This window comes from Clostridium sp. UBA871 (assembly GCF_002295255.1).
GTDB lineage: Bacteria > Bacillota > Clostridia > Clostridiales > Clostridiaceae > Clostridium_J > Clostridium_J sulfidigenes.
In genome coordinates, this window is record NZ_DBFV01000002.1 from 151,321 (window position 1) to 173,732 (window position 22,412).

General features: G+C 30.9%; 21 protein-coding genes. 17 read left to right on the plus strand and 4 right to left on the minus strand.

Features of this window, described 5'->3' with window-relative positions; genetic code table 11:
* The first annotated feature begins 281 nt into the window (after positions 1-281).
* From B3086_RS00835 to B3086_RS00845, 3 genes are all read left to right on the plus strand, one after another.
* Positions 282-479 carry a hypothetical protein gene (locus tag B3086_RS00835; protein ID WP_346879830.1) on the plus strand — a complete coding sequence of 66 codons (198 nt, stop codon included), beginning with the start codon at positions 282-284 and terminating at the stop codon, positions 477-479.
* Positions 480-540: 61 nt separating this feature from the next.
* Positions 541-714 (plus strand): hypothetical protein, encoded by a 174-nt coding sequence (locus B3086_RS00840; protein WP_346848752.1) that lies wholly within the window; start codon positions 541-543, stop codon positions 712-714.
* Between the two features lie 778 nt (positions 715-1,492).
* Positions 1,493-1,867, plus strand: coding sequence for a hypothetical protein (locus tag B3086_RS00845; protein WP_346848754.1), 375 nt, complete (start codon positions 1,493-1,495; stop codon positions 1,865-1,867).
* Positions 1,868-2,250: 383 nt separating this feature from the next.
* On the opposite strand, the gene B3086_RS00850 is transcribed toward B3086_RS00845, so the two are convergent.
* Positions 2,251-2,757, minus strand: a complete 507-nt coding sequence (locus tag B3086_RS00850; protein ID WP_346879831.1) for a ferritin-like domain-containing protein — start codon at positions 2,755-2,757, stop codon at positions 2,251-2,253.
* Between the two features lie 594 nt (positions 2,758-3,351).
* Between B3086_RS00850 and B3086_RS00855 the strand changes: the two genes are divergently transcribed.
* The 14 genes from B3086_RS00855 (at position 3,352) to B3086_RS00920 (ending at position 16,411) form a co-directional block, all read left to right on the plus strand.
* Complete coding sequence (locus B3086_RS00855) at positions 3,352-4,011, plus strand: CPBP family intramembrane glutamic endopeptidase (protein ID WP_346879832.1); 660 nt, start codon at positions 3,352-3,354, stop codon at positions 4,009-4,011.
* A 96-nt stretch (positions 4,012-4,107) separates the two neighbouring features.
* Entirely contained in the window at positions 4,108-5,412 is a 1,305-nt protein-coding gene (locus tag B3086_RS00860) for a hypothetical protein (RefSeq protein WP_346879833.1), read from the plus strand.
* A 125-nt stretch (positions 5,413-5,537) separates the two neighbouring features.
* On the plus strand, positions 5,538-6,095 hold the full coding sequence (locus B3086_RS00865) for a glycerol-3-phosphate responsive antiterminator (RefSeq protein ID WP_150845407.1): 558 nt from the start codon (positions 5,538-5,540) through the stop codon (positions 6,093-6,095).
* Positions 6,096-6,344: 249 nt separating this feature from the next.
* Positions 6,345-7,841: a glycerol kinase GlpK gene (gene glpK / locus B3086_RS00870; protein ID WP_346892619.1), complete on the plus strand. Its 1,497-nt coding sequence runs from the start codon at positions 6,345-6,347 to the stop codon at positions 7,839-7,841.
* A gap of 26 nt (positions 7,842-7,867) precedes the next feature.
* Positions 7,868-8,311, plus strand: a complete 444-nt coding sequence (locus tag B3086_RS00875; RefSeq protein WP_346848761.1) for a GNAT family N-acetyltransferase — start codon at positions 7,868-7,870, stop codon at positions 8,309-8,311.
* A gap of 179 nt (positions 8,312-8,490) precedes the next feature.
* Entirely contained in the window at positions 8,491-9,918 is a 1,428-nt protein-coding gene (locus B3086_RS00880; protein ID WP_346892621.1) for an NAD(P)/FAD-dependent oxidoreductase, read from the plus strand.
* Positions 9,919-9,930: 12 nt separating this feature from the next.
* Positions 9,931-11,181: an FAD/NAD(P)-binding oxidoreductase gene (locus B3086_RS00885; RefSeq protein ID WP_346848763.1), complete on the plus strand. Its 1,251-nt coding sequence runs from the start codon at positions 9,931-9,933 to the stop codon at positions 11,179-11,181.
* A gap of 1 nt (position 11,182) precedes the next feature.
* Entirely contained in the window at positions 11,183-11,542 is a 360-nt protein-coding gene (locus tag B3086_RS00890; RefSeq protein ID WP_035134767.1) for a DUF1667 domain-containing protein, read from the plus strand.
* Between the two features lie 97 nt (positions 11,543-11,639).
* Entirely contained in the window at positions 11,640-11,975 is a 336-nt protein-coding gene (locus B3086_RS00895; protein ID WP_346848764.1) for a hypothetical protein, read from the plus strand.
* A gap of 211 nt (positions 11,976-12,186) precedes the next feature.
* Positions 12,187-12,696: a methylated-DNA--[protein]-cysteine S-methyltransferase gene (locus B3086_RS00900; RefSeq protein ID WP_346879837.1), complete on the plus strand. Its 510-nt coding sequence runs from the start codon at positions 12,187-12,189 to the stop codon at positions 12,694-12,696.
* A 124-nt stretch (positions 12,697-12,820) separates the two neighbouring features.
* Positions 12,821-13,753, plus strand: a complete 933-nt coding sequence (locus B3086_RS00905) for a M15 family metallopeptidase (RefSeq protein ID WP_346879838.1) — start codon at positions 12,821-12,823, stop codon at positions 13,751-13,753.
* Positions 13,754-13,788: 35 nt separating this feature from the next.
* Positions 13,789-14,907, plus strand: coding sequence for an amidase domain-containing protein (locus tag B3086_RS00910; RefSeq protein WP_346879099.1), 1,119 nt, complete (start codon positions 13,789-13,791; stop codon positions 14,905-14,907).
* 70 nt (positions 14,908-14,977) lie between these two features.
* A complete protein-coding gene (locus B3086_RS00915; protein ID WP_346879100.1) occupies positions 14,978-15,925 on the plus strand; it encodes a type I phosphomannose isomerase catalytic subunit in 948 nt (315 codons plus the stop codon).
* 165 nt (positions 15,926-16,090) lie between these two features.
* Positions 16,091-16,411: a DUF1622 domain-containing protein gene (locus B3086_RS00920; protein ID WP_346848769.1), complete on the plus strand. Its 321-nt coding sequence runs from the start codon at positions 16,091-16,093 to the stop codon at positions 16,409-16,411.
* Positions 16,412-16,430: 19 nt separating this feature from the next.
* On the opposite strand, the gene B3086_RS00925 is transcribed toward B3086_RS00920, so the two are convergent.
* From B3086_RS00925 to B3086_RS00935, 3 genes are all read right to left on the minus strand, one after another.
* On the minus strand, positions 16,431-18,287 hold the full coding sequence (locus B3086_RS00925) for a S8 family peptidase (RefSeq protein WP_346879839.1): 1,857 nt from the start codon (positions 18,285-18,287) through the stop codon (positions 16,431-16,433).
* Between the two features lie 305 nt (positions 18,288-18,592).
* Positions 18,593-20,461, minus strand: a complete 1,869-nt coding sequence (locus tag B3086_RS00930) for a S8 family peptidase (protein ID WP_346892623.1) — start codon at positions 20,459-20,461, stop codon at positions 18,593-18,595.
* A 3-nt stretch (positions 20,462-20,464) separates the two neighbouring features.
* Positions 20,465-22,345, minus strand: coding sequence for a S8 family peptidase (locus B3086_RS00935; protein WP_346879841.1), 1,881 nt, complete (start codon positions 22,343-22,345; stop codon positions 20,465-20,467).
* Between the last annotated feature and the right edge of the window lie 67 nt (positions 22,346-22,412).

A 22,412-nucleotide genomic window follows, 5' to 3' on the forward strand; every position in this document is an offset into this window, starting at 1 on the left:
AACTATGAAACTAGTTAAATATGATCCTAGGTAACTATATAACTTTTTAACTAGTTAACTAGTTGTTGGCACCGTGGGAGTTTGTGGGTTTTTTGAATGTTTTTATTTATTAAATATTAGTATTTAAGTCTAGTTCTTTTCTGACTTTTTTTATTCATATAATATATAACCCCATGTCTTATAATATTATTATTACATTATGATAATTTCATAAATTTAGTTAATCTAAGGAGTTTATATATTATAAGTGAAATCATATATTTATTTGTGAGGTATGTATTATGAAAAAAGTACTGGCTTGTTTAGTGTTTATATTCATAGGAATAGGATGTTTTTATTTTGCATTTCAAGATGGGGTAAGTGCTACTTTAGGAATAACTTTAACAATAGTTGGAGCCATAGCGTTAGGAATTGGAATTTATAGAAGTTGCCGTTGTGGCATTATTAAAGAGGTAATAGATATTTTATTTCATTTATAGAGCTATAAACAATAAAATAGTTAGTATAGTAAATATTATGTATGAAATGGAGTATAAAATTGTGAAAGAAAAAATTATTGTGTTTATGAAGTTATTAGTGATTTTTTTTATTATTGGTATAGGCTCTGACTATTTATTTAAGTCAGGGGGAGTAGATTTTCTTAAAAGCTTTTCAATTGCATTGGGGATGTCACTAGGGATAACATATGTAATATATTCTAGTAATAAAGAATAAGATAATGTTTTGGTAATATAAATTACTACATGTATGGTAAGACTTTTAGTGATTTTAAAGACTCATTTATATTAGATTAAGTGGAGGAGGAAAATCATAATATGAATTATTTATCAGGATTTACTGTAATTTTAACTTGTTTTTTTACCTTCTACTGTTTTTATGAACTTATGTTTTCAATACACTTATGAGATAGTGATAATATTAATAAGGATGATTTCAATGAAGTATTGTATTTTAAAAATATAATGTCAATTGTATATTTATTTTGCTTTATTTGTTTTTTATCTTTGACTATTTTTGGCTATCTTAAAAATTGTATTTTTACTCCATGGAAAGCTAGGGTATTAGGTGTTCAAACATACATAACATTACTGATAATACTTAGTCTGCCAGAGTTTTTTAAATATAAGAAGAACAAATATAAGATAAAGAAAACAAAATTGAATATTAGGAAAAAGCTAATTTTAGTACTTTCAATGCTTGTTTTTTCTTTGATTTCCACCCTTATAAGTTCGTATATAATTTTACCCTAATTATTCAATGGAATAATCAAAACTATGTGTAGTATAGATGCATTTGCTAAATATCTAAAGCAGTAATAAAGAAATAAACAGTAGGTGCTTTTCCAGAAGTTTTGGGAAATGTATATTCGCATTTTTAATTAATGGATGTAGAGTAAAAATTCAGGGATTAATAAGACATTCAGCAACCCATTATTTCCAAACGCAACTCTAAATTTTAACAATTTTACACTATAGAATCTAGGAGAGATAGCATGAAAGTAATCAGAGTTATATTTGAAGCATTACTTCCAGGAATAATATCTGTTGGTATTGCAATACAATTTCAATGGTCGTGGCCAATTATGTTAATATTATATATAGCACTTAGTGGTATTGCGCATTTTATTATTTTGAGAATTAAAAGTAAAGAAGCAGTAAAAGAGGCTAGCATTAAAAAATATATGATTTATTCAATAATACTTATATTATTGGGCATAATTGGTATTGTTGTAGGGTTTATTGGAGGAGATAAACAGATTACATTGATTATTGGTATTGCATTATTTTCAGTAGGTACTTCATTGATATTTGCAAAATACATTAATTATTTTGCAAATATTATTCTAATGAAAATGAATAGAAATTAATATTATTTTAGACTGAGGAATAAAATGGTTATAGGAATTAAAATATTTCTTATAATTTTTGGTGTAATATTTTTTATATGTCTACAAAAATTGTTAAATTGTTGTACAGAAATGGATATAAAAATATAAGTAAGAAAAAACATGAGGAGATATCCAAAAAAATATTTAATTATGGTAGATTATATTGCATAATAGTAAGTATCTTGGATATTTTTATTGGTAATAATACAATTGTTTTGATATTACTATATTTTGTTTTTCTAGCAATAGGGTTAGCATAAGCTGAAATTAAAAAGAAGAGTATTTTGATTAATGAAAAAGAACCTATTACAGAGTGATTATATACATTCTATAATAGGCTCTTTTTAATTCAGAGCAGTAGCCTACCTTCTTCTACAGACCTCATTATAAAGTGAAACTAAAGTTTTAATGTGAACTTCCTCGTCCTTTACTATTCTTTCAAGTATTTCCCTAACTTTTTCATCTTTAATTAATTTTATAGTTTCTTTATATTGTCTAATGGTAGCTTTTTCACCGTCTATATCTTCACGAAGCATGGAGGCTAGATTTGAGCCATATTCAATAAATTTAGGTGACCAATGTCCTTTATTAATTTCAAATCTAGGATTTCCACCAAGAGCTATGATAAGTTTCCCCAAGATTTCTAGGTGCTCCAGTTCTACCATAGCTATAGCCTTTAAGCAATGGGATACATCTTCAAATTTTTCAGACATAGCTAGGCTGTGATATATATATTGATTTACAGAAGTTAGTTCTGAAATAGCACCAGCATAGTTAAGTTGTATTAGGTGTACATAAGATTTATTTTTATCCGTGCAATCTATTTCTGGATAAGGTAAATCTGCTTTATATATATTCTTAGCTTCCATAGCATATCTCCTTAAAAATTTTTACCATATATAATATGGGGATAAATATATTTTAGTGAGAGTTATTTATTACTATTATTGAAAAAATAACATAACATATATCTAAAGGTGTAGCCTATGGTCTTTGAGATTGATGGGTTACTAATAAAAAAGATATACACATTACAATGTAGTTTTTATCTAAAAGGCTTAATCCTAGTTGTATAAAAGGTTCAAATGGAGTGGGATGCCAGAAATGTGGAAGACGAGAAGCTAAGAATAAGAGAAGGGGTATAAGAAAAAATTGCAAAGGGAAGTTAATGAGAGGATGCCTTGACTATTCTTATATGGAAGTCATATACTTAATTTATAAAAATTATACTTTTTAATTAAAAACATATTTAAGTTTATAAAAGTTGATAATTTAAAATCCATAATAAACTGAGGTGGGGTTTAGCAATTTAGATCTAATAATTGAATCTCATATAAATTTAAGTCATGTCATGGTAAAAATTCAACTTAAGCTGTAACTTAAATTTATGTGCTATTTTTAACTGACAACACTGGAATTAAGCCAACTTAAATTATAAAATACATAAAAAGGGGAGACTTTAGATGAAAATTAATAAAAAAATTATATATCCCATAACTCTTATAGGTATATATATGGTGTATTTCTTTTTCCTAGTAAAATACTTCTATAATAATGATTTACTTATAGGTGTTAAAAACATCACTATATCAAATGTTGGGATACAATTATTAGGTGATTTTCTAGCTAACTTACTTATTGTAATAATTATTATATCAATTATGCTTAGAAAAAAACAATCACTAAATATAACTGGAACAACGAGAAATGGCAAAATAGTTGCTTGTATTTTATTTGCAATTTATATAGGAATATTTTTTATTAAAGGTGATTTCTCACTAGCAGGTATATATAAACCATTATTTTTTCTAATTACTATAGGATTTGTAGAAGAGTTTATTTTTAGGGGATACTTATTTACAGAATTAGATAAAGAGCTACCTACCTATTTAGCTGTCATAATTAGTGGTATGATGTGGGGTGCTATGCATGCTACTCTTCCAATTATTCTAAATAATTATTCAGGTATTCAATCTTTCAGTGCTATTATATCAACTTTTGGAGGATACACTGCGGTTGGGGCAATATTTGTTTTATTATATAAAAAGAGTAATTCTTTGATAGTTCCTATTTTAGTACATGCTCTATTAGATTATTGGCCAGTGTTAGTAGGCAAGGTATAATTATTTATCCTAACAACCTATTAAGCTTAAAATGTATACGTTTATTAACGATTATATTACTTATTAAATTGTTATACTGAAGGGGTAGAAAATTTTATGAAAAGGATTAGTCTAAGATTACTGTCAATTTTCTTAATACTAGGTATATTATTAACTGGATGTAAGAAAGAGGAGCGTTCAATTGAATTCTCTGATAAAAGTTTAGAACAATCACCTGAGAATAGAAAAATCATGCAAGAGTATTTAAAAGAAAACTATAGTGCTATAGATTTAGAAGATGAAAGTGAATTTAAAGATTTAGACATTATGGATTCAGATATAGAGGGAAAGGAAATCTTTTTTACTGCAGAGCTTCATGGCACTAAGACTAATGAACAATTAAACATGAAATTCTTAAAATATTTTAAAGAAAAAACAGATTTTAAATACTATTTATGTGAACTTCCCTATAGCGATGCTTATTTTATAAATAAGTATTTAGATACTGGGGATATAAAAATATTAGAAGATATATATAAGCCACTAAAAGGAACATTTGGATGGAATAAAGATGGTTATAACCATTGGAAGAAATTATATGAGTATAATAATACTCTACCTAAAGAGAGTAGAATAGAGGTTATAGGTGTGGATATAGAACATCAACCAATTAATGCCTATAGGTTTATAGTAGATATTTTACCAGAAAAGGAAGCTCCTGAAGAAGTAAAAGCAGTAATAGATAGGATTAAAAGTACATTTAATGATTTAGATAAATTTGATGAAACTTTTGCTCAATATTCAAAGGAATTGCAAAAGGATATAGAAAATAAGGAAGATATGTATAGAGAGTATCTTGGAGAAAACTTTACTGGTTTTAACCTTGCAAATTTGAACATATTAAATAAAGTGAATATAGATAATCATATTGAAGATCAAGTGGATTGGAATAATACTAGAGATAAAATGATATATGAAAATTTTCAAACTCTTCAAAAGGAATTACCTAAGGGGAAATATTATGGACAGTGGGGACTTAACCATACATTTCAAAGTAAAGAAAAAGATAAGATGTGGTTTGCTGCATATTTAAATTCTGATGACTCAATATTTAAAGATAAGATTTTGACAGTGATATATAATTATGATAGTTGTGAGAGAATGGCTAAATCAGGAGATGGTGGCTATACCACCAATGAGCTCCATGTTGTTTATCCACAAATCAAGGAAACTAATAATTTATTGGAAGGCAATTTAAATATTTATAAATTAACGGGTGAGAATACACCTTTTTCAGAAACACCAATGTTTAATAGTATTGATGGTAAAGAGCTAGAAGCAAGCATGTTAGATTTTTTTCAATATATCGTTTGTATAAGAAACTCTAAAGCAACAGAACCACTTAATGATGAATATAATTAAGTGATGATGACTTTAATTATAATTTCTGAGGTTATCAAAATAAAATTTTAGCTGAATTGACAAAAAAATTTAAACATGTAATAATTAAAAAAACATGTTAAAACAGTTCCGAAAGGGAGTTAAGTATGGATTTAATAAAGTTATTAGAGGAAAATCCTATAATAGCAGCAGTTAAGAATGAGAGTGAACTAGATATAGTACTAGATTCAGATGTTCAGGTAATATTTGTCCTATTTGGCGATATACTTAATATTAAAGAAATAAGTGAAAAGATAAATTCTAAAAATAAGATAGGTATAGTTCATATTGATTTAGTAGATGGTATTACTAATAGAGAAGTTGGAATAAAGTACTTAAAGAAAGAAACTCAGTTTAAAGGCGTAATAAGTACAAAACCTCAGGTAATTAAATATGCCAAGGCTTATGACTTATTAGCAATACAGAGAGTATTTATCTTTGATACTCTTTCACTAAATAATGCAATAAAGCATCTAGGAGAGGCCTGTGATGCTATAGAGATATTACCAGGGGTTATACCAAAGGTTATAGAAAAACTTGCAGAAAAGTCTAATAAACCTATAGTCGCTGGAGGACTTATTGAAAGTAAGGAAGAAATAATTACAGCTTTAAAATCAGGAGCAACCTGTGTATCTACTACAAAAGAGGAAATTTGGGCTATGTAGGCTAAGAGTGATGAGAGAGGCTACATAAGACTAGAATGCTAGTTTTATGTGCCTTTTTATTATTTATAAGAATGATTTTATCCGATGACTACCAGCTCTAATACTCCCACCTTCTTCAAAGTGGGAGTAAAGAGCTGTTACGTCCCTGGATAACGATTTCTAAGCTTCAGAGGGAGTAAAGACTCCCTCTGAAGCAAAGAATTCTGTTTAAACATAGATATTTAAGTAATTTATGGATGGAGGATTAAAATGGCAGATTATATAATTGCATTAGATCAAGGAACTACAAGTTCTAGAGCTATAATTTTTGATAAGGAACAAAACATATTAGGGGTGAGTCAAAAGGAATTTACACAAATATATCCTAAAGAAGGATGGGTAGAACATGATCCTATGGAGATATGGAGTAGTCAGTACTCTATGCTTCAAGAGGTTATGGCAAAGTGTAATATATCACAAAAAGATGTAGCTGCTATTGGAATAACTAATCAGAGAGAAACTACTATTGTATGGGATAAAAACACAGGGATGCCAATATATAATGCAATTGTATGGCAATGTAGAAGAACAGCTCATATATGTGATGAGTTAGTAAATCAAGGTTTTAGTGAATATATAAAAGAAAATACAGGATTATTAATTGATGCATATTTTTCCGGAACAAAGATTAAATGGATTTTAGATAATGTAGATGGAGCTAGAGAAAAGGCTGAAAGAGGAGACCTTTTATTTGGAACTGTAGATACTTGGCTAGTATGGAAGCTTACTAATGGGAGAGTTCATGTTACAGATTATACTAATGCTTCAAGGACTATGCTATATAACATTAAGGAATTAAAGTGGGATGAAACAATATTAGATATATTACAGATTCCTAAATCTATGTTACCTGAAGTTAAAAATTCCTCAGAGGTATATGGTCACACTAACTTAGGTGGAAATGGAGGAATTAGAGTTCCTATAGCTGGAATAGCAGGAGATCAACAGGCAGCTTTATTTGGTCAGGCGTGTTTTGAAAAGGGAAGTGCTAAAAATACTTATGGTACAGGATGCTTCTTATTAATGAATACAGGTGATGAGATAATTAGAAGTAAAAATGGATTAATAACTACTATTGCCATAGGAATAGATGGAAAGGTTCAGTATGCTCTTGAAGGTTCTGTATTTGTTGGAGGAGCAGTTATCCAATGGCTTCGAGATGAATTAAGAATGATAACTGATGCTGTGGATACCGAGTACTTTGCTAATAAGGTAGAGGATAATGGGGGAGTATATGTAGTTCCTGCTTTTGTAGGACTTGGAGCACCATACTGGGACATGTATGCAAGGGGAGCTATCTTTGGATTAACCCGTGGAGCTAATAGAAATCATATTATAAGAGCTGCCTTAGAGTCTATAGCCTATCAATCAAAGGCTGTTATTGATGCCATGTCTGAGGATGCTGGCTATAGAATTGAAAAGCTAAAAGTAGATGGAGGAGCAAGTAGAAATGGATTTTTGATGCAATTCCAGTCAGATATTATATGTCAAGAAGTTACTAGACCAATAATATCTGAAACTACGGCCTTAGGGGCTGCATATTTAGCTGGTCTTGCAGTAGGTTTTTGGAAGAGTAAAGAAGAAATTGCAGAGAAGTGGTTTGCTAGTAAGACTTACACGCCAAACTGCGATAAAGAGACTTCAGAAAAACTTTATGCTGGATGGGAAAAGGCTGTAGCAAGGACTAGACAATGGGAAGAAGATTAGTTAAATTTATTTTATGGAGGTAGGCTATGGAAATTAAAATAAAGAAATTTAATGAATTAACCACAGAAGAGTTGTATAAGATTTTAAGGGTAAGGAATGAAGTATTCGTAGTAGAACAAACTTGTATTTATCAAGATTGTGATAATAAGGACTATAATTCATATCACTTGTATGTAGAAGAAGGAAATGAAGTAGTAGGATACTTGCGAATAGTTAATAAGGGAATCTCTTATGATGAGATATCTATTGGAAGGGTATTAGTTAAGGAGACTCATAGAAATAAAGGTCTAAGTAGAAAAATCATGTTAGAAGCTATTAAGTTTATAGAAGAGAAACTTAATTCTACTGAAATTAGATTATCTGGTCAAGTTTATATAAAAGGATTTTATGGAAGTCTTGGGTTTAAACAAGTATCAGAGGAGTACTTAGAAGATGATATTCCTCACGTAGAAATGTTATATAAAAAATAGATTTGACCTTTAAGTTTAATAACTAAAGAGCAGTTTCATGGACACTTTTTTAAAAAAGTGATATACTATAAGTGTAAATGAAATATTAGTGCTGATAAGAGATTTAGAGACAAGCACAAAATAAGGAGTTATATCCTTATTTTGGCTTGTCTTTTTTGTGATTAAAGGAGGAAATTTTAATGTATGATATAGCTATAATAGGTGCTGGAGTAATTGGAGCTTCGATATTTAGAGAGCTTATGAGATATGATTTAAAGGTAGCAATAATAGATAAGGAAAATGATGTTTCCATGGGGACAACCAAGGCAAATTCAGCCATTGTCCATGCAGGCTATGATCCTAAGGTAGGAACTTTAATGGCAAAGTATAACCTTAAGGGTAATGAAATGTTTGAAGAAATTTGTAATGAGTTATCAGTACCTTTTAAAAGAAATGGCTCTTTAGTAATTGGATTTGATGAAGAAGATATGGAAACTATAAAAGAATTATATGACAATGGAAATAAAATTGGTGTTAAGGGACTACAAATTTTAAATAGAGAGGAAGTCCTGGAAAAAGAGGTTAATTTAAGTGATAAGGTTGTGGGTGCACTATATGCACCAACAGGAGGAATTGTTGGTCCCTTTGAATATACAATAGCTCTTGTGGAAAATGGAGCAGAAAATGGTGGAGAGGTTAAATTAAATAGACAAGTAATTGGTATAGAAAAGAAAGAACATTTTATTATAAATACAGCTGAAGGTGAAGTTATAGAAAGCAAATATGTTATTAATGCATCAGGAGTCTATGCTGATAAAATACACAATTTAGTTTGTAAAGAAACCTTTAAGATAAATCCTATCAAGGGAGAATATTTTGTTATGGACAAGAGCCAAGGTGATGTAGTTAGTCACACCATATTTCAATGTCCTTCAAAATTTGGAAAGGGTATATTAGTGACACCTACAGTTCATGGAAATTTGTTAGTAGGTCCAGATGCAGAAAGTGTAGAGGATAAAGATAATGTTGCAACTACAGCTGAAAACTTAGAGTTTATTAAAAATACTGCTGTGAGAACCACAGATAAAATTAATTATAGAGAGAGTATAAGAAATTTTGCAGGACTTAGAGCAAATCCAGATTGTGGAGATTTTATTGTAGGAGAAGCTAAGGACGTTAAAGGCTTTATAGATGTGGCAGGAATGAAATCACCAGGATTGTCTTCTGCACCAGCGGTAGCTTTAGATGTGGTAGAAATTCTAAAAAATTCCGGACTTAAGGCTGAGTTAAAAGACAATTTTAAAAATACTAGAAAGCAAATTAACTTCATGGAATTATCCAGTGAAAAAAAGGCAGAACTTATAAAAAAGGATAGTCGATATGGAAAGATAATCTGTAGATGTGAAAGTATAACAGAAGGTGAAATTATAGATAGTATAAAGAGATCCTTTGGAAAAGTAACCCTAGATGGAGTAAAGAGAAGGTGTAGACCAGGTATGGGAAGATGCCAAGGTGGCTTCTGTGGTCCTAGAGTTCAAGAAATAATTGCAAGAGAGTTAAATGTTCCAATGGAAGATATAGTTCAAGAAAGCGATGGCTCATATATTTTAATTGGAAGAACTAAGTAGGAGGAAACATTTATGTATGATTTAATAGTAATAGGTGGAGGTCCAGCGGGACTTGCAGCAGCTTATGAAGCTTATAATAATGGAGTAGAGAAAATATTAATAGTAGAGAGAGATAGAGAGCTTGGAGGAATACTAAATCAATGTATTCATAATGGCTTTGGACTTCATACTTTTAAAGAAGAGCTTACAGGGCCTGAATATGCTGAAAGATTTATCCATATGATAAGTGATACTAGGGTTGAAGTTAAACTTAATACCATGGTATTAGAAATAAAAGAAAATAAAGAGATTCATATGATAAATGAGGAAGATGGATATTTAATACTAAAGGGAAAAGCTATCATTCTTGCTATGGGATGTAGAGAAAGAACTAGAGGAGCTATAAATATGCCAGGGGATAGACCTTCAGGAGTGTTTACAGCAGGAGCTGCTCAAAGATATATCAATATGGAAGGATATATGCCAGGAAAGGAAGTTGTGATTCTAGGATCAGGTGATATAGGTCTTATTATGGCAAGAAGAATGACTTTAGAAGGTGCAAAGGTTAAGGCTGTAGTAGAGCTTATGCCTTATTCTAACGGACTTAATAGAAATATTGTTCAGTGCCTAAATGATTATGATATCCCACTTTATTTATCACATACCGTAACTAAAGTTGTAGGAAGAAAGAGATTAGAAAAAGTGGTAATTGCTAAAGTAGATGAAAACAAAAAGCCAATAAAAGGTTCTGAAATTGAGTTTCATTGCGATACTTTATTATTATCTGTAGGACTAATACCAGAAAATGAGTTATCTTCTAAGGCTGGTATTGATAAGGATAGAAGAACAAATGGACTTATAGTGAATGAAAGCATGGAAACTTCTGTAGAAGGAATATTTGCCTGTGGAAATGTAGTACATGTTCATGATTTAGTAGACTTTGTTAGTGCAGAATCTAAACATGCTGGATTTTGTGCTGCCAAATATATTAAAGGTAAAGATGACAAGGGGAATTATGTAAATATAATAAATGGTGAAAGAATTAATTATACTGTTCCCCAAAGATTAAATGTAGAGGCTGTAGAAGATAAATTAACCATATTTATGAGGGTAAATAATATATATCATAATAAGAGGATTGTGGTTAGATGTGGTGAGGATATAATCTCTAGCTTTAAAAGAAATCACTTAGCACCATCGGAAATGGAAAAGATTTTACTTAATAAAACTCAATTAGAAAAGATTACAGGAGATATAACAATTTCTCTAGAGGATGGTGAATAATATGATAAAAGAATTAATTTGTATAAGTTGTCCTATGGGATGTCATTTAAAGGTAAATACTGAAACAAAAGAGGTTACAGGAAACACTTGCAAAAGAGGTGAAATTTACGGGATAAATGAAGTAACTAATCCTGTAAGAGTTATAACTACCACAGTAAAAGTTAAAGATGGTGAGCTCCCTGTTATACCAGTAAAAACAAAAACACCTATTCCTAAAGAGTTAAATTTTAAAGCTATGGAAGTATTAAATTCTATAGAAATAGAGGCTCCAATTTCTATGGGAGATATCATAGTGAAGGACATTCTAGGCACTGGAGTAGATGTGGTGGCTACTAGAAACTTAAAGAAGAATATAGAGTAGGATAGTAAATATATTTTAAAAATAATAGAGATTTAGAATAATAATTTATAGGTTGGAATAATATATTTACAATGAAGCATTTTTAAGGTAGGAGTTTATGGCACAGAGAAGAATTATTGAAAGTTATGGAAGAGATCTAGGTTTTACTATAGATCAATTATGTAGACTTATAGGTTCCTATAAAATCTTAGTTGATACAGCAAGCAGCGTGAACTGTATTACCATTGCTAACAAAAGGGATATTAAAGATGCCCTTAAAAGAGCACAGGAAGTTGGTTGCTTAATAGATGAGCTTATAGATGTTTTAGATTGTAGTATATGTACCTGGGGCAACTATATGAAATTAAAAACTGAGTATATAAACTCTAGATTAGATTTATGCCTCATAGAAACCGAAGTAGAAGAAGAAATCAGATTACAATCAGGACTATAATAATATAAAACATGTTATAAAGTAATTGAAAAGATGTTAATATATATATTAACATCTTTTAATTTTATCTGATGACGACTAGTCCTGGATAACGATTTTACCTAAAGGACAATGATTTCTAAGTATCAAAAATACTGACACTAAGAATATTCTGTTAGTAAAGCTTCAAAGAAGCTAGGAATTCTGTTTATAACGAAAGTGAGGGAATTTTATGTGGTATGATTACTTTGACTCTATTATAGGAACTATATATGTGGTTATGGATGAAAAGGGCGTTGTGAAGATAGAGCTTTTTCAAGATGGATGGGAAGAATACCATAACCTTAATAAGGGAAGTTTAGAACATAATAAAGAGAGGTGCTTAGGGGCTATAACTCAATTAAAGGAATATTTTAATGGTGAAAGGGAAGATTTTAACTTACCATTGTCAGTAAGGACTACAGAATTTAGAAATAAAGTTTGGCAGGAGCTTATAAATATACCCTATGGAGAAACTAGAAGTTACAGCGATATTGCTATAGCAATTGGAAATCCTAAAGGTGTAAGAGCTATAGGTGGGGCCAATAGAGCAAATGAATTTCCTATAATAATTCCATGTCACAGAGTAATTGGAAAAAGTGGAAAATTAGTAGGATATGCAGGAAATCATATGGATATAAAAAGTAAGCTTTTAGAATTTGAAAAAAATAATAAGGATAATTTATTAAAAAAAACTCATTAATTTACCAGTCATAAATAATTGTATATTTACACAAAATAGGCTAAAGGATATTTTTAGCCTATTTTTTATTTTAAATAAGACCGTAAGTCGTTTTTGTGTTAGGTTCTTTGCTAGGAGGATATATATGAAAAAGTTTTTTTTATATGGAATTATAATTTTAACTATATTAGTTACTTTCATTAATAATATGAAAGTATTTGCAGATGATATAGAAGAGAATAATGAAATTAATTATAATACTACAATGAAACAAGATATTCTAACTTTAATGATGGCATATCCGGAGTTCATAACTGGAGTTGAAAAAAGTGAAGAAGGAAAGGTATTTATAATAACAGATTCAGGAAAGAAAATACTCTATGATGATAAACAATCTAAGGATTTTAACGGAAAAATGGATAATGCAGACCTTCAAGATATACTAGAAGATATTTATCCTCTTACTATGCCTGATAAGCTTTTAGATATAAATAGAGATCCAGGTAGATTTAGAAATTATAATCTTTTAAATGAAGTTTATGGAGGTAGTGAAAGAGAAGTATCATCTAACCTTATAAGTGTTCCTGCACCTTATAAAAACTATCAATTCAATAAAAATAATGGAGCTGCAGAAAGTTTAAAGAAGGCTATGGAGGAGTTAAAACAATTATCATTAGGAAATGGAGCTGTATCATCTCTTTTAAATCCTATTAATGGAACTTTTAATTATAGAGTTATATCAGGTACAGGAAAGCTGAGTCCTCATGCCTATGGAATAGCTATTGATATCAATAGTAATCCTAGTGACTATTGGAAGTGGGCATCTAGAGATGCTGGAGAAAAGAGGATGTTATCTTATCCTAAGGAATTAGTAGATACTTTTGAAAAAAATAACTTTGTATGGGGTGGAAAATGGGGTCATTTTGATATTCTTCATTTTGAATATAGACCAGAGGTGTTAATAAAGGCAAAATACTTTGGAGAAACCTTCAACAAAGATATGGATTGGTTTGGTGAAGTACCAAGAGATATAAAAATAGATAATTATATTAATATTATTGAAGGAACTTTAAATTAATAATTAACTAAAGAGCTAAAATGAGGAGGACCTTTATGAACATTATAAGATCCATAAAAAAGATACTTACATGGAAGTTGATATTTGGAATATTACTAGCTATTATTATTGCAAATATTTTTTTTTCTAGAGCTAATGCTGAAGATGTAGATGAAGAAGTAAAACTAGAAATTAAGAACTTCATTGAAGAAACTATTGCAAAGCGTAATAGAGCCATCGTAACTGGAGAAGAAGAAAGCATTAAGTCCGTTTATGATATGGGAACTAAGTATGGTACATGGGCCTATGAAAATGAAGAGAAAAAGATGATTTATCTTCACAATTGGGAACAGAAACAAGGGGTTAAAATTACAGAAATACTTCCTAAGGTAGTTGTAAATCGTATAAGTGAAAAGGATAATGGATTCAAAGTTAACTTTACATGTTCTACAGAATATAGGTATGTTTATGAAGATAGACTAGAAGAGGTTAATGCAGCTAGGATAGGGACTTATCATGTACTTACTTTAATAAATAAAGGGGACAATTTCTTAATAAATAAGGAGTGGTATACAGATCCCTTTGCAGATTCTTTAAATTTAGAAAAAATAAAAGTAGATGATGTAAAAGAATTTATTTTAGCTCAAGAACCTAAAGATTTCTCAAATTTAGATGAAAGAAGGAAAGCATCTGTAGAATATGCCAATAAATATTGTGGAGCAGCTACTGAAGAAGAATTTGGTTATAAATACAATAAAGATTATAGAAATTTTAATCCTGAAGGTGGAGATTGTGCTAACTTTGCTTCACAGATATTGCATGAGGGTGGTAAATTTAAGAAAAATTCATCATGGAATTATTCTAAAGGAGAAGCTACAGCATCTTGGGTAAATGCGGATAAATTTAAGAGTTATTGGGTATATAGTGGAAGAGCTTCAGTAATAGCTCATGGAACCTATGATAAGGTATATAAAGCTTCCTATCAACTTATGCCAGGAGATTTTGTTGCTTATGAGAAAAAAGGTGATATTAAACATATATCTACTGTAACCAATGCAGATTCTAGAGGTTATGCTTTAGTTACTTGTCATAATACTGATAGAAATGATGTGCCTTGGGATTTGGGTTGGAGTGATAAAAATATTAAATTTTGGCTTATAAGAGTTCATTATTAAAAATATTTAATTAACCTTATTAGGATACATAGCATACCTTAAAATATAAACATTTATATTAGAGGGCAATATGTATCCTATTAAATTTGAAAATTTATATTATGAAAAAATTTGGGGAGGAAGAAAGCTAGAAGATTATAGAATAAATCTTCCTAAAGGAAACATAGGAGAAAGCTGGGAAATTGCCTGTCATAAAAATGGAATGAGTATTATTAGTAATGGAAAATATAAAGGAAAAGCACTTATTGAGATAATTAAGGAATATAAAAACTTAATTTTAGGAGATAAGATATATATAGATAAATTTACAGATAGGGATTTTCCACTACTTATAAAGATTATAAATTCTAATGAGAATCTATCTGTGCAGGTACATCCCAATGATGAGTATGCTCATAGAGTAGAAAATGATAATGGTAAGGTTGAGGCTTGGTATATTATAGATTGCGAAGAGGGCGCAGAAATAATTGTTGGTACAACAGGATGTACAAAGGAAGAATTCAAAAGAAGTTGTAAGAATGATACTGTGGAAGATTGCATGAATAAAATATCAGTTAAGCCTGGAGAATTATTTATAATAGAACCTGGATTACTTCATTCCATAGGAAAAGGCATATTACTAGCAGAAATACAACAAAATAGTGATATTACCTATAGAGTTTATGATTATAACCGAGGAAGAAAACTTCATATTGACAAAGCGTTGGATGTAGTTAATTTTAATGGTACACCTAAGAGGCTATGTATAAACAATGATTTAGTAATACAAAATCATATGAATTCAGAAAAATTTAATATAGATATATACAATATAAAAGGAAGCTATAGTGAAACTAGTGATAAAAACAAGTTTTTTGTATTTACCTGTGTAGAAGGTAAAGGTAAAATTAGCTTTGTTGATGAAGGACTTAGAAAATTTATTGACATATCTATTTTGGAAAGTTTTCTAATACCAGCATATTTAGGTGAATATGTTTTAATAGGTGATATGAAGTTAATAAAAAGCCATATATTTTAAAATAAAAATAGCTCTAGACCTATATAGAGAAATCTATATGAGTCTAGGGCTAAAATTTTCAAGTTAATAGCAAACAGTTACATAACTAGTTATTAATAAATGGACAAGTCACTATAAATATAATAATATACAAGTAATAGCAAATTCATAAGGGGGTTTTTAACATTGGAACATATTATTACGGCAATAATAATACCTAGAGTTATTTCATTGTTAGAATTAATGGGAACTACAGTAATTCTAGTAGCTGGAATGAAGGCCTTTTATAGATATATTCTAAGCTTATTTAAACCAATTAATTGTTCTATAAAGGTAGATTTTGCACAAGCATTAGCACTTGCACTTGAGTTTAAATTGGCTGCAGAGATTTTAAAAACTGTAATAGTAAGAAATTTTGATGAGATGTACATATTAGCTGCAATAATATTACTTAGAGCTATACTAACCTTTGTTATTCACTGGGAAATAAAAAGTGATGGACACTAAGTATTTTATTAATTTGAGCCTACTCATTATACTTTAATCTACTCAATAGACTTATTGGTAGAAAAGTTTCTACATTATCATCAAAGTATCTTGAAGGACTAACAGGCCTAGGTTCTATAACTATGGGGGATGCCATTTGATCTTGTTGAGCGTAAATACCCCTAATAGCATCAAACACTCCAACCATATCAAGAATACCATAGCCCCAAAATTCGTTGGGATATGCCTCATTAGGCCTTTTTCGTGTTCCTCTAATTAAAAAGGTTTTTATACTTTCAGAAGACAATATAGGAATATTTCCATCGGTTATACCCCATTGATAAAATAGGGTTATAGCACCAGCTAATACTGCTGTGGCTGCACTGGAACCTGAGATGGTTGTGGTGGTATTGTTTAATCCTGTAGTTAACACATTTATTCCACCACAAGTTAAGTCAGGTTTGATTTTATTACTTGCTGTGAATCCAACTCCAGAATTTGAGCCTAGAGTATTGGTATTTTGATTATAAAATGCAGTAGTAATAGCTAGATTACTAGTAGAAGGTATGGTAAGGGTTGTAAAATTATTAGGATTTAGTAGTGCTGTACCAGGCTTAGATAAAGGCCTTTGATCAATCCAAACGTTATAAGAACCGTTTACTATATAATCACCGAACAGATTTATAGTCCATATACCAGCGGCAATATTAGAAAATGACAAGAAGATTAGCTGATTGCCAGATATAATTTCAGGGAAATAGTAAACTAATCTAGTAGTGGTATTTTCATATAAAAAATTAAGGGTTGTAGTTAGACCAATTTTAACAGGAACCCTAGAAATTACTTGACCACTAGGAGAAGTTATCCCTAAAGATATTTTATCTGGATAGGCACACCATAGGGCTATATTTAAATCATTTTGATTTGGGTCTACAGAAAATTCAACAGATGAAGTTTCACCAGTATTATTAATGTAACCAGAGGTGTGAGTTTCAGAGTTGCCCTGGTTACCAGTGCCTATGGCAAAGGAGACGGTAGAAGAAAAAGAGTAGTAGTCAATGAGCTCTTCAAGAGCACTAGTGCCATCATGAGCTCCTAGATTACTACTAAGTGGTAAAAATATTACCATGGGTTTTTGGTGTATATAACGCTGTTGTAAGAGATAAAGCATAGCTGTAGCCATATCAGTATTACGATAAATTGGAATGCCAGGTAGTGACGGATCTGTTATATCTGTTAACTCTCTTATAGGCCTTAGTTTAACTACTATAAAATCACAGTTAGGTGCTGCACCTTTAATTTCACCATAACCTCTAGCTCCAATTATACCTGCACACTGAGTTCCATGCCCATTAGTGTCTATCCTTGGAACTATGGAATAGGGATCACCACCCTCCCTATTTAAGTTAATAGCTGCATTTATTTGTTCTTGTGAATATATGCTACCATAATTAATTCCAGGTGGTGCGGTTCCATTATTGTCAGTTTGATCCCAAATAGATAATATTCTAGAGGTACCATCTTCTCTAGTAAATTCTACATTTAAATAATCTATACCTGTATCTATGGTACCCACAATTACCCCAGTACCAGTTAAATCTATAGGATTACCTTCAGTAAATTGGATTATATTAGAAGTTTGTAAAGGTGATAATTGTGTAAGTATATAGTCGTTGGGAGGTTCAATTATATTAATATTAGGTATAGTTATAAGTAAATTTTCATATCCGGGAGCTATAAATACAGCTGCCATATATGGGGTTAGTACTACAACGCTGATTTGAGGAATGGAAGCAGTAGCACTAATTATATCTCCACTATAGTAAACTATATATCTATTATACTGTAATGGAATATCTACTTGTGGAGTTGTTTCCCTTAAATCATTAAGGTTCATAAATACACATCCTCCTTACATATCATCTATTCTTTTATATAATTGATTAGGAACTATTATTGAAAAATTAAATGGAAAGTGGGTTTTTCTTGTGGCAATAAATTTATTACAACTTTTAATCAAAGAAGATGATCTAAGATTTTCAAAAGAACCTTGAAGATTTAATATTCCATAGCCCCATTGAGGATTAGGATATATATCACCTGATCTTTTGCTAGTACCTCTTGTAAAATAAGAAATAACATTACATCTCCCAAAAATGTTTATCTATCTATATTACTCTAAGTAATATAAAGTAGTTACAATTAAAATAAAAACTCCTTGGTATAGTTTAGTCTTCTAAATAAATCATAAGGCAGATATGTTTCAATATTATCATCGCAGTATCTTGAAAGACTAACAGGCCTTGGCTCTATAACTATAGGAGGGGCTAGTTGATCCTGTTGAGCGTAAATACCCCTAATAGCATCAAAGACTCCTCGCATATCAAGAATACCATAACCCCAAAATTGATTAGGATAGGACTCATTAGGTCTTTTTCTAGTTCCTCTAATTAAAAAAGTTTTTATACTTTCAGAAGATAATACAGGAATATTTCCATCAGTTATACCCCATTGATAAAATAGAGCTATAGCACCAGCTAATACTGCAGTGGCTGCACTGGAACCTGAAATAGTTGTGATGGTATTGTTTAAGCCTGTAGTCGATACATTTATTCCACCACAAGTTAAGTCAGGTTTTATTTTATTATTTGCTGTGAATCCAACTCCAGAATTTGAACCTATAGTATTAGTATTTTGATTATAAAATGCAGTAGTAATAGCTAGATTACTAGTAGAAGGTATGGTAAGGGTTGTAAAATTATCAGGATTTAGTAGTGCTGTACCAGGCTTGGATAAAGGCCTTTGATCAAGCCAAACGTTAAAAGATCCATTTACTATATAATCACCAAACAGATTTATAGTCCATATACCAGCGGCAATATTAGAAAATGACAAGAAGATTAGCTGATTTCCAGATATAATTTCAGGGAAATAGTAAATTAATCTAGTAGTGGTATTTTCATATAAAAAATTAAGAGTTGTAGTTAGACCAATTTTTACAGGAACTCTAGAAATTACTTGCCCACTAGGAGATGTTAGCCCCAAAGATATTTTATCTGGATAGGTGCACCATATAGATATATTTAAATCTTTCTGATTTGGGTCTACAGAAAATTCAACAGATGAAGTTTCACCAGTGTTATTAATGTAACCAGAGGCGTGAGTTTCTGAGTTACCCTGGTTACCAGTGCCTACAGCAAAGGAGACATTAGAGGAAAAGGAGTAGTAGTCAATGAGCTCTTCAAGAGTACTGGTACCATTGTGAGCGCCTTGATTACTACTTATAGGTAAAAATATTACCATGGGTTTTTGGTATATATAACGTTGCTGTAAGAGATAAAGAATAGCTGTAGATATATCAGGACTACGATAAATTGGAATGTTAGGTAGTGACGGGTCTATTGCAGTTGTTAACTCTCTTGTCGGCAGTAGTTTAACTACTATAAAATCACAGTTAGGTGCTGCACCCTTAATTTCACCGTAACCTCTAGCTCCAATTATACCTGCACACTGAGTTCCATGCCCATTAGTGTCTATTCTTGGAACTATGGAGTAGGGATCGCCACCCTCCCTATTTAATTTTATAGCTGCATTTATCTGTTCTTGTGAATATACACTGCCATAATTAATTCCAGAAGGTGCGGTTCCGGTGTTATCAGTTTGATCCCAAATAGATAATATTCTAGAGGTTTCGTCTTCTCTAGTAAATTCTACATTTAAGTAATCGATACCCGTATCTATGGTACCTACTATTACCCCAGTACCAGTTAAATCTATTGGGTTGCCTTCAGTGAATTGAATTATGTTAGAAGTTTCTAAGGGTGATAGTTGTGTAAGTATATAGTAATTGAAAGGTTCAATTATATTAATATTAGGTATAGTTACAAGTAAATTTTCATATCCGGGCTCTACAAATATAACTGCCAAATATGGAGTTAGAATTACAACGTTGATTTGAGGAATAGAAGCAGTAGCACTAGTTATATCTCCACTATAGTAAACTGTAAATCTACTGTATTGCAATGGAATATCTATTTGTGGAGTTGTCTCCCTTAAATTCTTAATATCCATAAATTACACATCCTCCTTATATAGCTCATCTATTTTTCTATATAATTGTTTGGGAATTCTTATAGAAAAGTTAAATGGAAGGTGATTTTCTCCTGGGGTAATGAATTTATTAGAACTTCTAATCAGGGAAGATGATCTAAGATTTTCAAAGGAGCCCTGAAGATTTAACATTCCATATCCCCATTGAGGATTAGGATATATATCACCTGATCTTTTGCTAGTACCTCTGGTGAAATAAGAAATAACAGTAGGTCCATATATATTAGGGTCATTTCCAAGGGCAATTCCCCACTCTAGCAGAAGAAGAGTAGCACCACAGAGTACTGCGCCAGCCACTGAACCTCCTGTAAGTAAAATGGTTTCATTATTAAGTCCAGTAGTTAAGGCCATAACACCACCAGTAGTTAAATTAGGCTTAATTCTATTGTCGGCAGTAAAGCCTCTACCAGATTCTACAGCTATGGTGTTATTATTTTGATCGTAGAAGGATGTTGTTATAGATTTTCTTGCGTTAGCAGGGGCTTGCAATGTAGTATAAGGGCTAGGATTAATTACCCTAGTAGTTAACTGTATAAGAGGCCTTTGAGGTAGCCACATATTGTAGACACCATTAACTATATAGTCTCCCTTAAGCCGTAGTTGCCAAAGTCCATCTTTAGGATTTGTTATAGTTATATATACAGCTTCATTTCCACTAGCAAATTCAGCACTTGTAAAGGCTATATTAATTACACTGCTTTCAAGGATTAGGTTAACTTGTTCAAACTCTGTACCTACTAGTTCAGGTTGCACTGGTTCGGCGATTTCTCCACTAGGAGAAATTATAGCTATAGATATTCTATCGGGCCTTTGAATCCAGAGCATAAGAACTAAGTTATCTTCATTTAAGCCTACAATAAACTCTATAATCTCTAGAGAATTGCTTTTTAAAAACCTACCAGAGACGTGAGTTAAACTAGCACCTTGATTTCCAGTATTAGTTACGAACACGAGACCCTTTCTAGTTGAAAAAAAATCGATATCCTGTTCTATGGAAGTTAAACCTTCGTGACCACCCCAATTTGTTCCAGTAGATAATAAAATACTCATAGGTTTTAATAAGTTTACATCATTATAATTTATAGTAAATCTTGTGGCAAGATAAATATCGATACCTTCAAAAATTGGAGTACTTCTTCTATTATTAACTCCTACCAACTTAAGATTGCTAGTTTTAGCTTCTTTAAGCTTTATAATTAGAAATTCACAGTCAGGAGCACCCCCTATTACGCCATTCAATCCTCTTGCCCCAACTAAACCAGCCATATTTGTGCCATGACCTAAATTATCTCTTGAAGGAACTATGTCATATGGATTTCCACCTTGAATAGATGTCTGAATAGCTCTATTAATATCTTCACGACTATAAATAGTACCAAAAAAGGCTATAGGGTCATTATTAGCTACATTACTTTCAATGGTTTGGTCCCATATTGCCACAATTCTTGTAGTACCATTAGGATATTGAAATTGAGGGTTTAAATAATCTATTCCAGTATCTATAATTGTAGCTATTGTACCTTTTCCTGTAAGATTTAAAAATGTTTCTCCATGAAATTGTGTTATATTAGCAGCATCTATTGGTTGTACAGCTGATAAAGTATAAGGAAAACTAACATCTATGGTGAATTTATCCTTAAAGTTGCGGATAAAATCATCATAATTAATAGTTCTTACAGACACAATATAGTCTATATCAGATACTCTAAAAGCACAGGCGTATTCTATGTCATTAAGTTCACTAACAAGATCTCTATCATATTGAACAAATAGACTTATATAATCTTCACTAAGGTAGGCGTCTTTACATGGGTTAGCCTGCCTATACATATTTATGTTACCCATTAATAAACTTACAGCTCCTAAAAATTGTTTATCTATTTATAGTATTCTATAGTATTAAAAGTAGTTA

Coding starts and splice junctions, on each gene's coding strand:
- B3086_RS00880 (WP_346892621.1), top strand. CDS start 8,491: ATGTATGATATAGCTATAATAGGTGCTGGAGTAATTGGAGCTTCGATA.
- B3086_RS00890 (WP_035134767.1), top strand. CDS start 11,183: ATGATAAAAGAATTAATTTGTATAAGTTGTCCTATGGGATGTCATTTA.
- B3086_RS00905 (WP_346879838.1), top strand. CDS start 12,821: ATGAAAAAGTTTTTTTTATATGGAATTATAATTTTAACTATATTAGTT.
- B3086_RS00900 (WP_346879837.1), top strand. CDS start 12,187: ATGTGGTATGATTACTTTGACTCTATTATAGGAACTATATATGTGGTT.
- B3086_RS00850 (WP_346879831.1), bottom strand. CDS start 2,757: ATGGAAGCTAAGAATATATATAAAGCAGATTTACCTTATCCAGAAATA.
- B3086_RS00860 (WP_346879833.1), top strand. CDS start 4,108: ATGAAAAGGATTAGTCTAAGATTACTGTCAATTTTCTTAATACTAGGT.
- B3086_RS00885 (WP_346848763.1), top strand. CDS start 9,931: ATGTATGATTTAATAGTAATAGGTGGAGGTCCAGCGGGACTTGCAGCA.
- B3086_RS00935 (WP_346879841.1), bottom strand. CDS start 22,345: ATGGGTAACATAAATATGTATAGGCAGGCTAACCCATGTAAAGACGCC.
- B3086_RS00915 (WP_346879100.1), top strand. CDS start 14,978: ATGTATCCTATTAAATTTGAAAATTTATATTATGAAAAAATTTGGGGA.
- B3086_RS00855 (WP_346879832.1), top strand. CDS start 3,352: ATGAAAATTAATAAAAAAATTATATATCCCATAACTCTTATAGGTATA.
- B3086_RS00895 (WP_346848764.1), top strand. CDS start 11,640: ATGGCACAGAGAAGAATTATTGAAAGTTATGGAAGAGATCTAGGTTTT.
- glpK (WP_346892619.1), top strand. CDS start 6,345: ATGGCAGATTATATAATTGCATTAGATCAAGGAACTACAAGTTCTAGA.
- B3086_RS00875 (WP_346848761.1), top strand. CDS start 7,868: ATGGAAATTAAAATAAAGAAATTTAATGAATTAACCACAGAAGAGTTG.
- B3086_RS00925 (WP_346879839.1), bottom strand. CDS start 18,287: ATGAACCTTAATGATTTAAGGGAAACAACTCCACAAGTAGATATTCCA.
- B3086_RS00835 (WP_346879830.1), top strand. CDS start 282: ATGAAAAAAGTACTGGCTTGTTTAGTGTTTATATTCATAGGAATAGGA.
- B3086_RS00910 (WP_346879099.1), top strand. CDS start 13,789: ATGAACATTATAAGATCCATAAAAAAGATACTTACATGGAAGTTGATA.
- B3086_RS00865 (WP_150845407.1), top strand. CDS start 5,538: ATGGATTTAATAAAGTTATTAGAGGAAAATCCTATAATAGCAGCAGTT.
- B3086_RS00845 (WP_346848754.1), top strand. CDS start 1,493: ATGAAAGTAATCAGAGTTATATTTGAAGCATTACTTCCAGGAATAATA.
- B3086_RS00930 (WP_346892623.1), bottom strand. CDS start 20,461: ATGGATATTAAGAATTTAAGGGAGACAACTCCACAAATAGATATTCCA.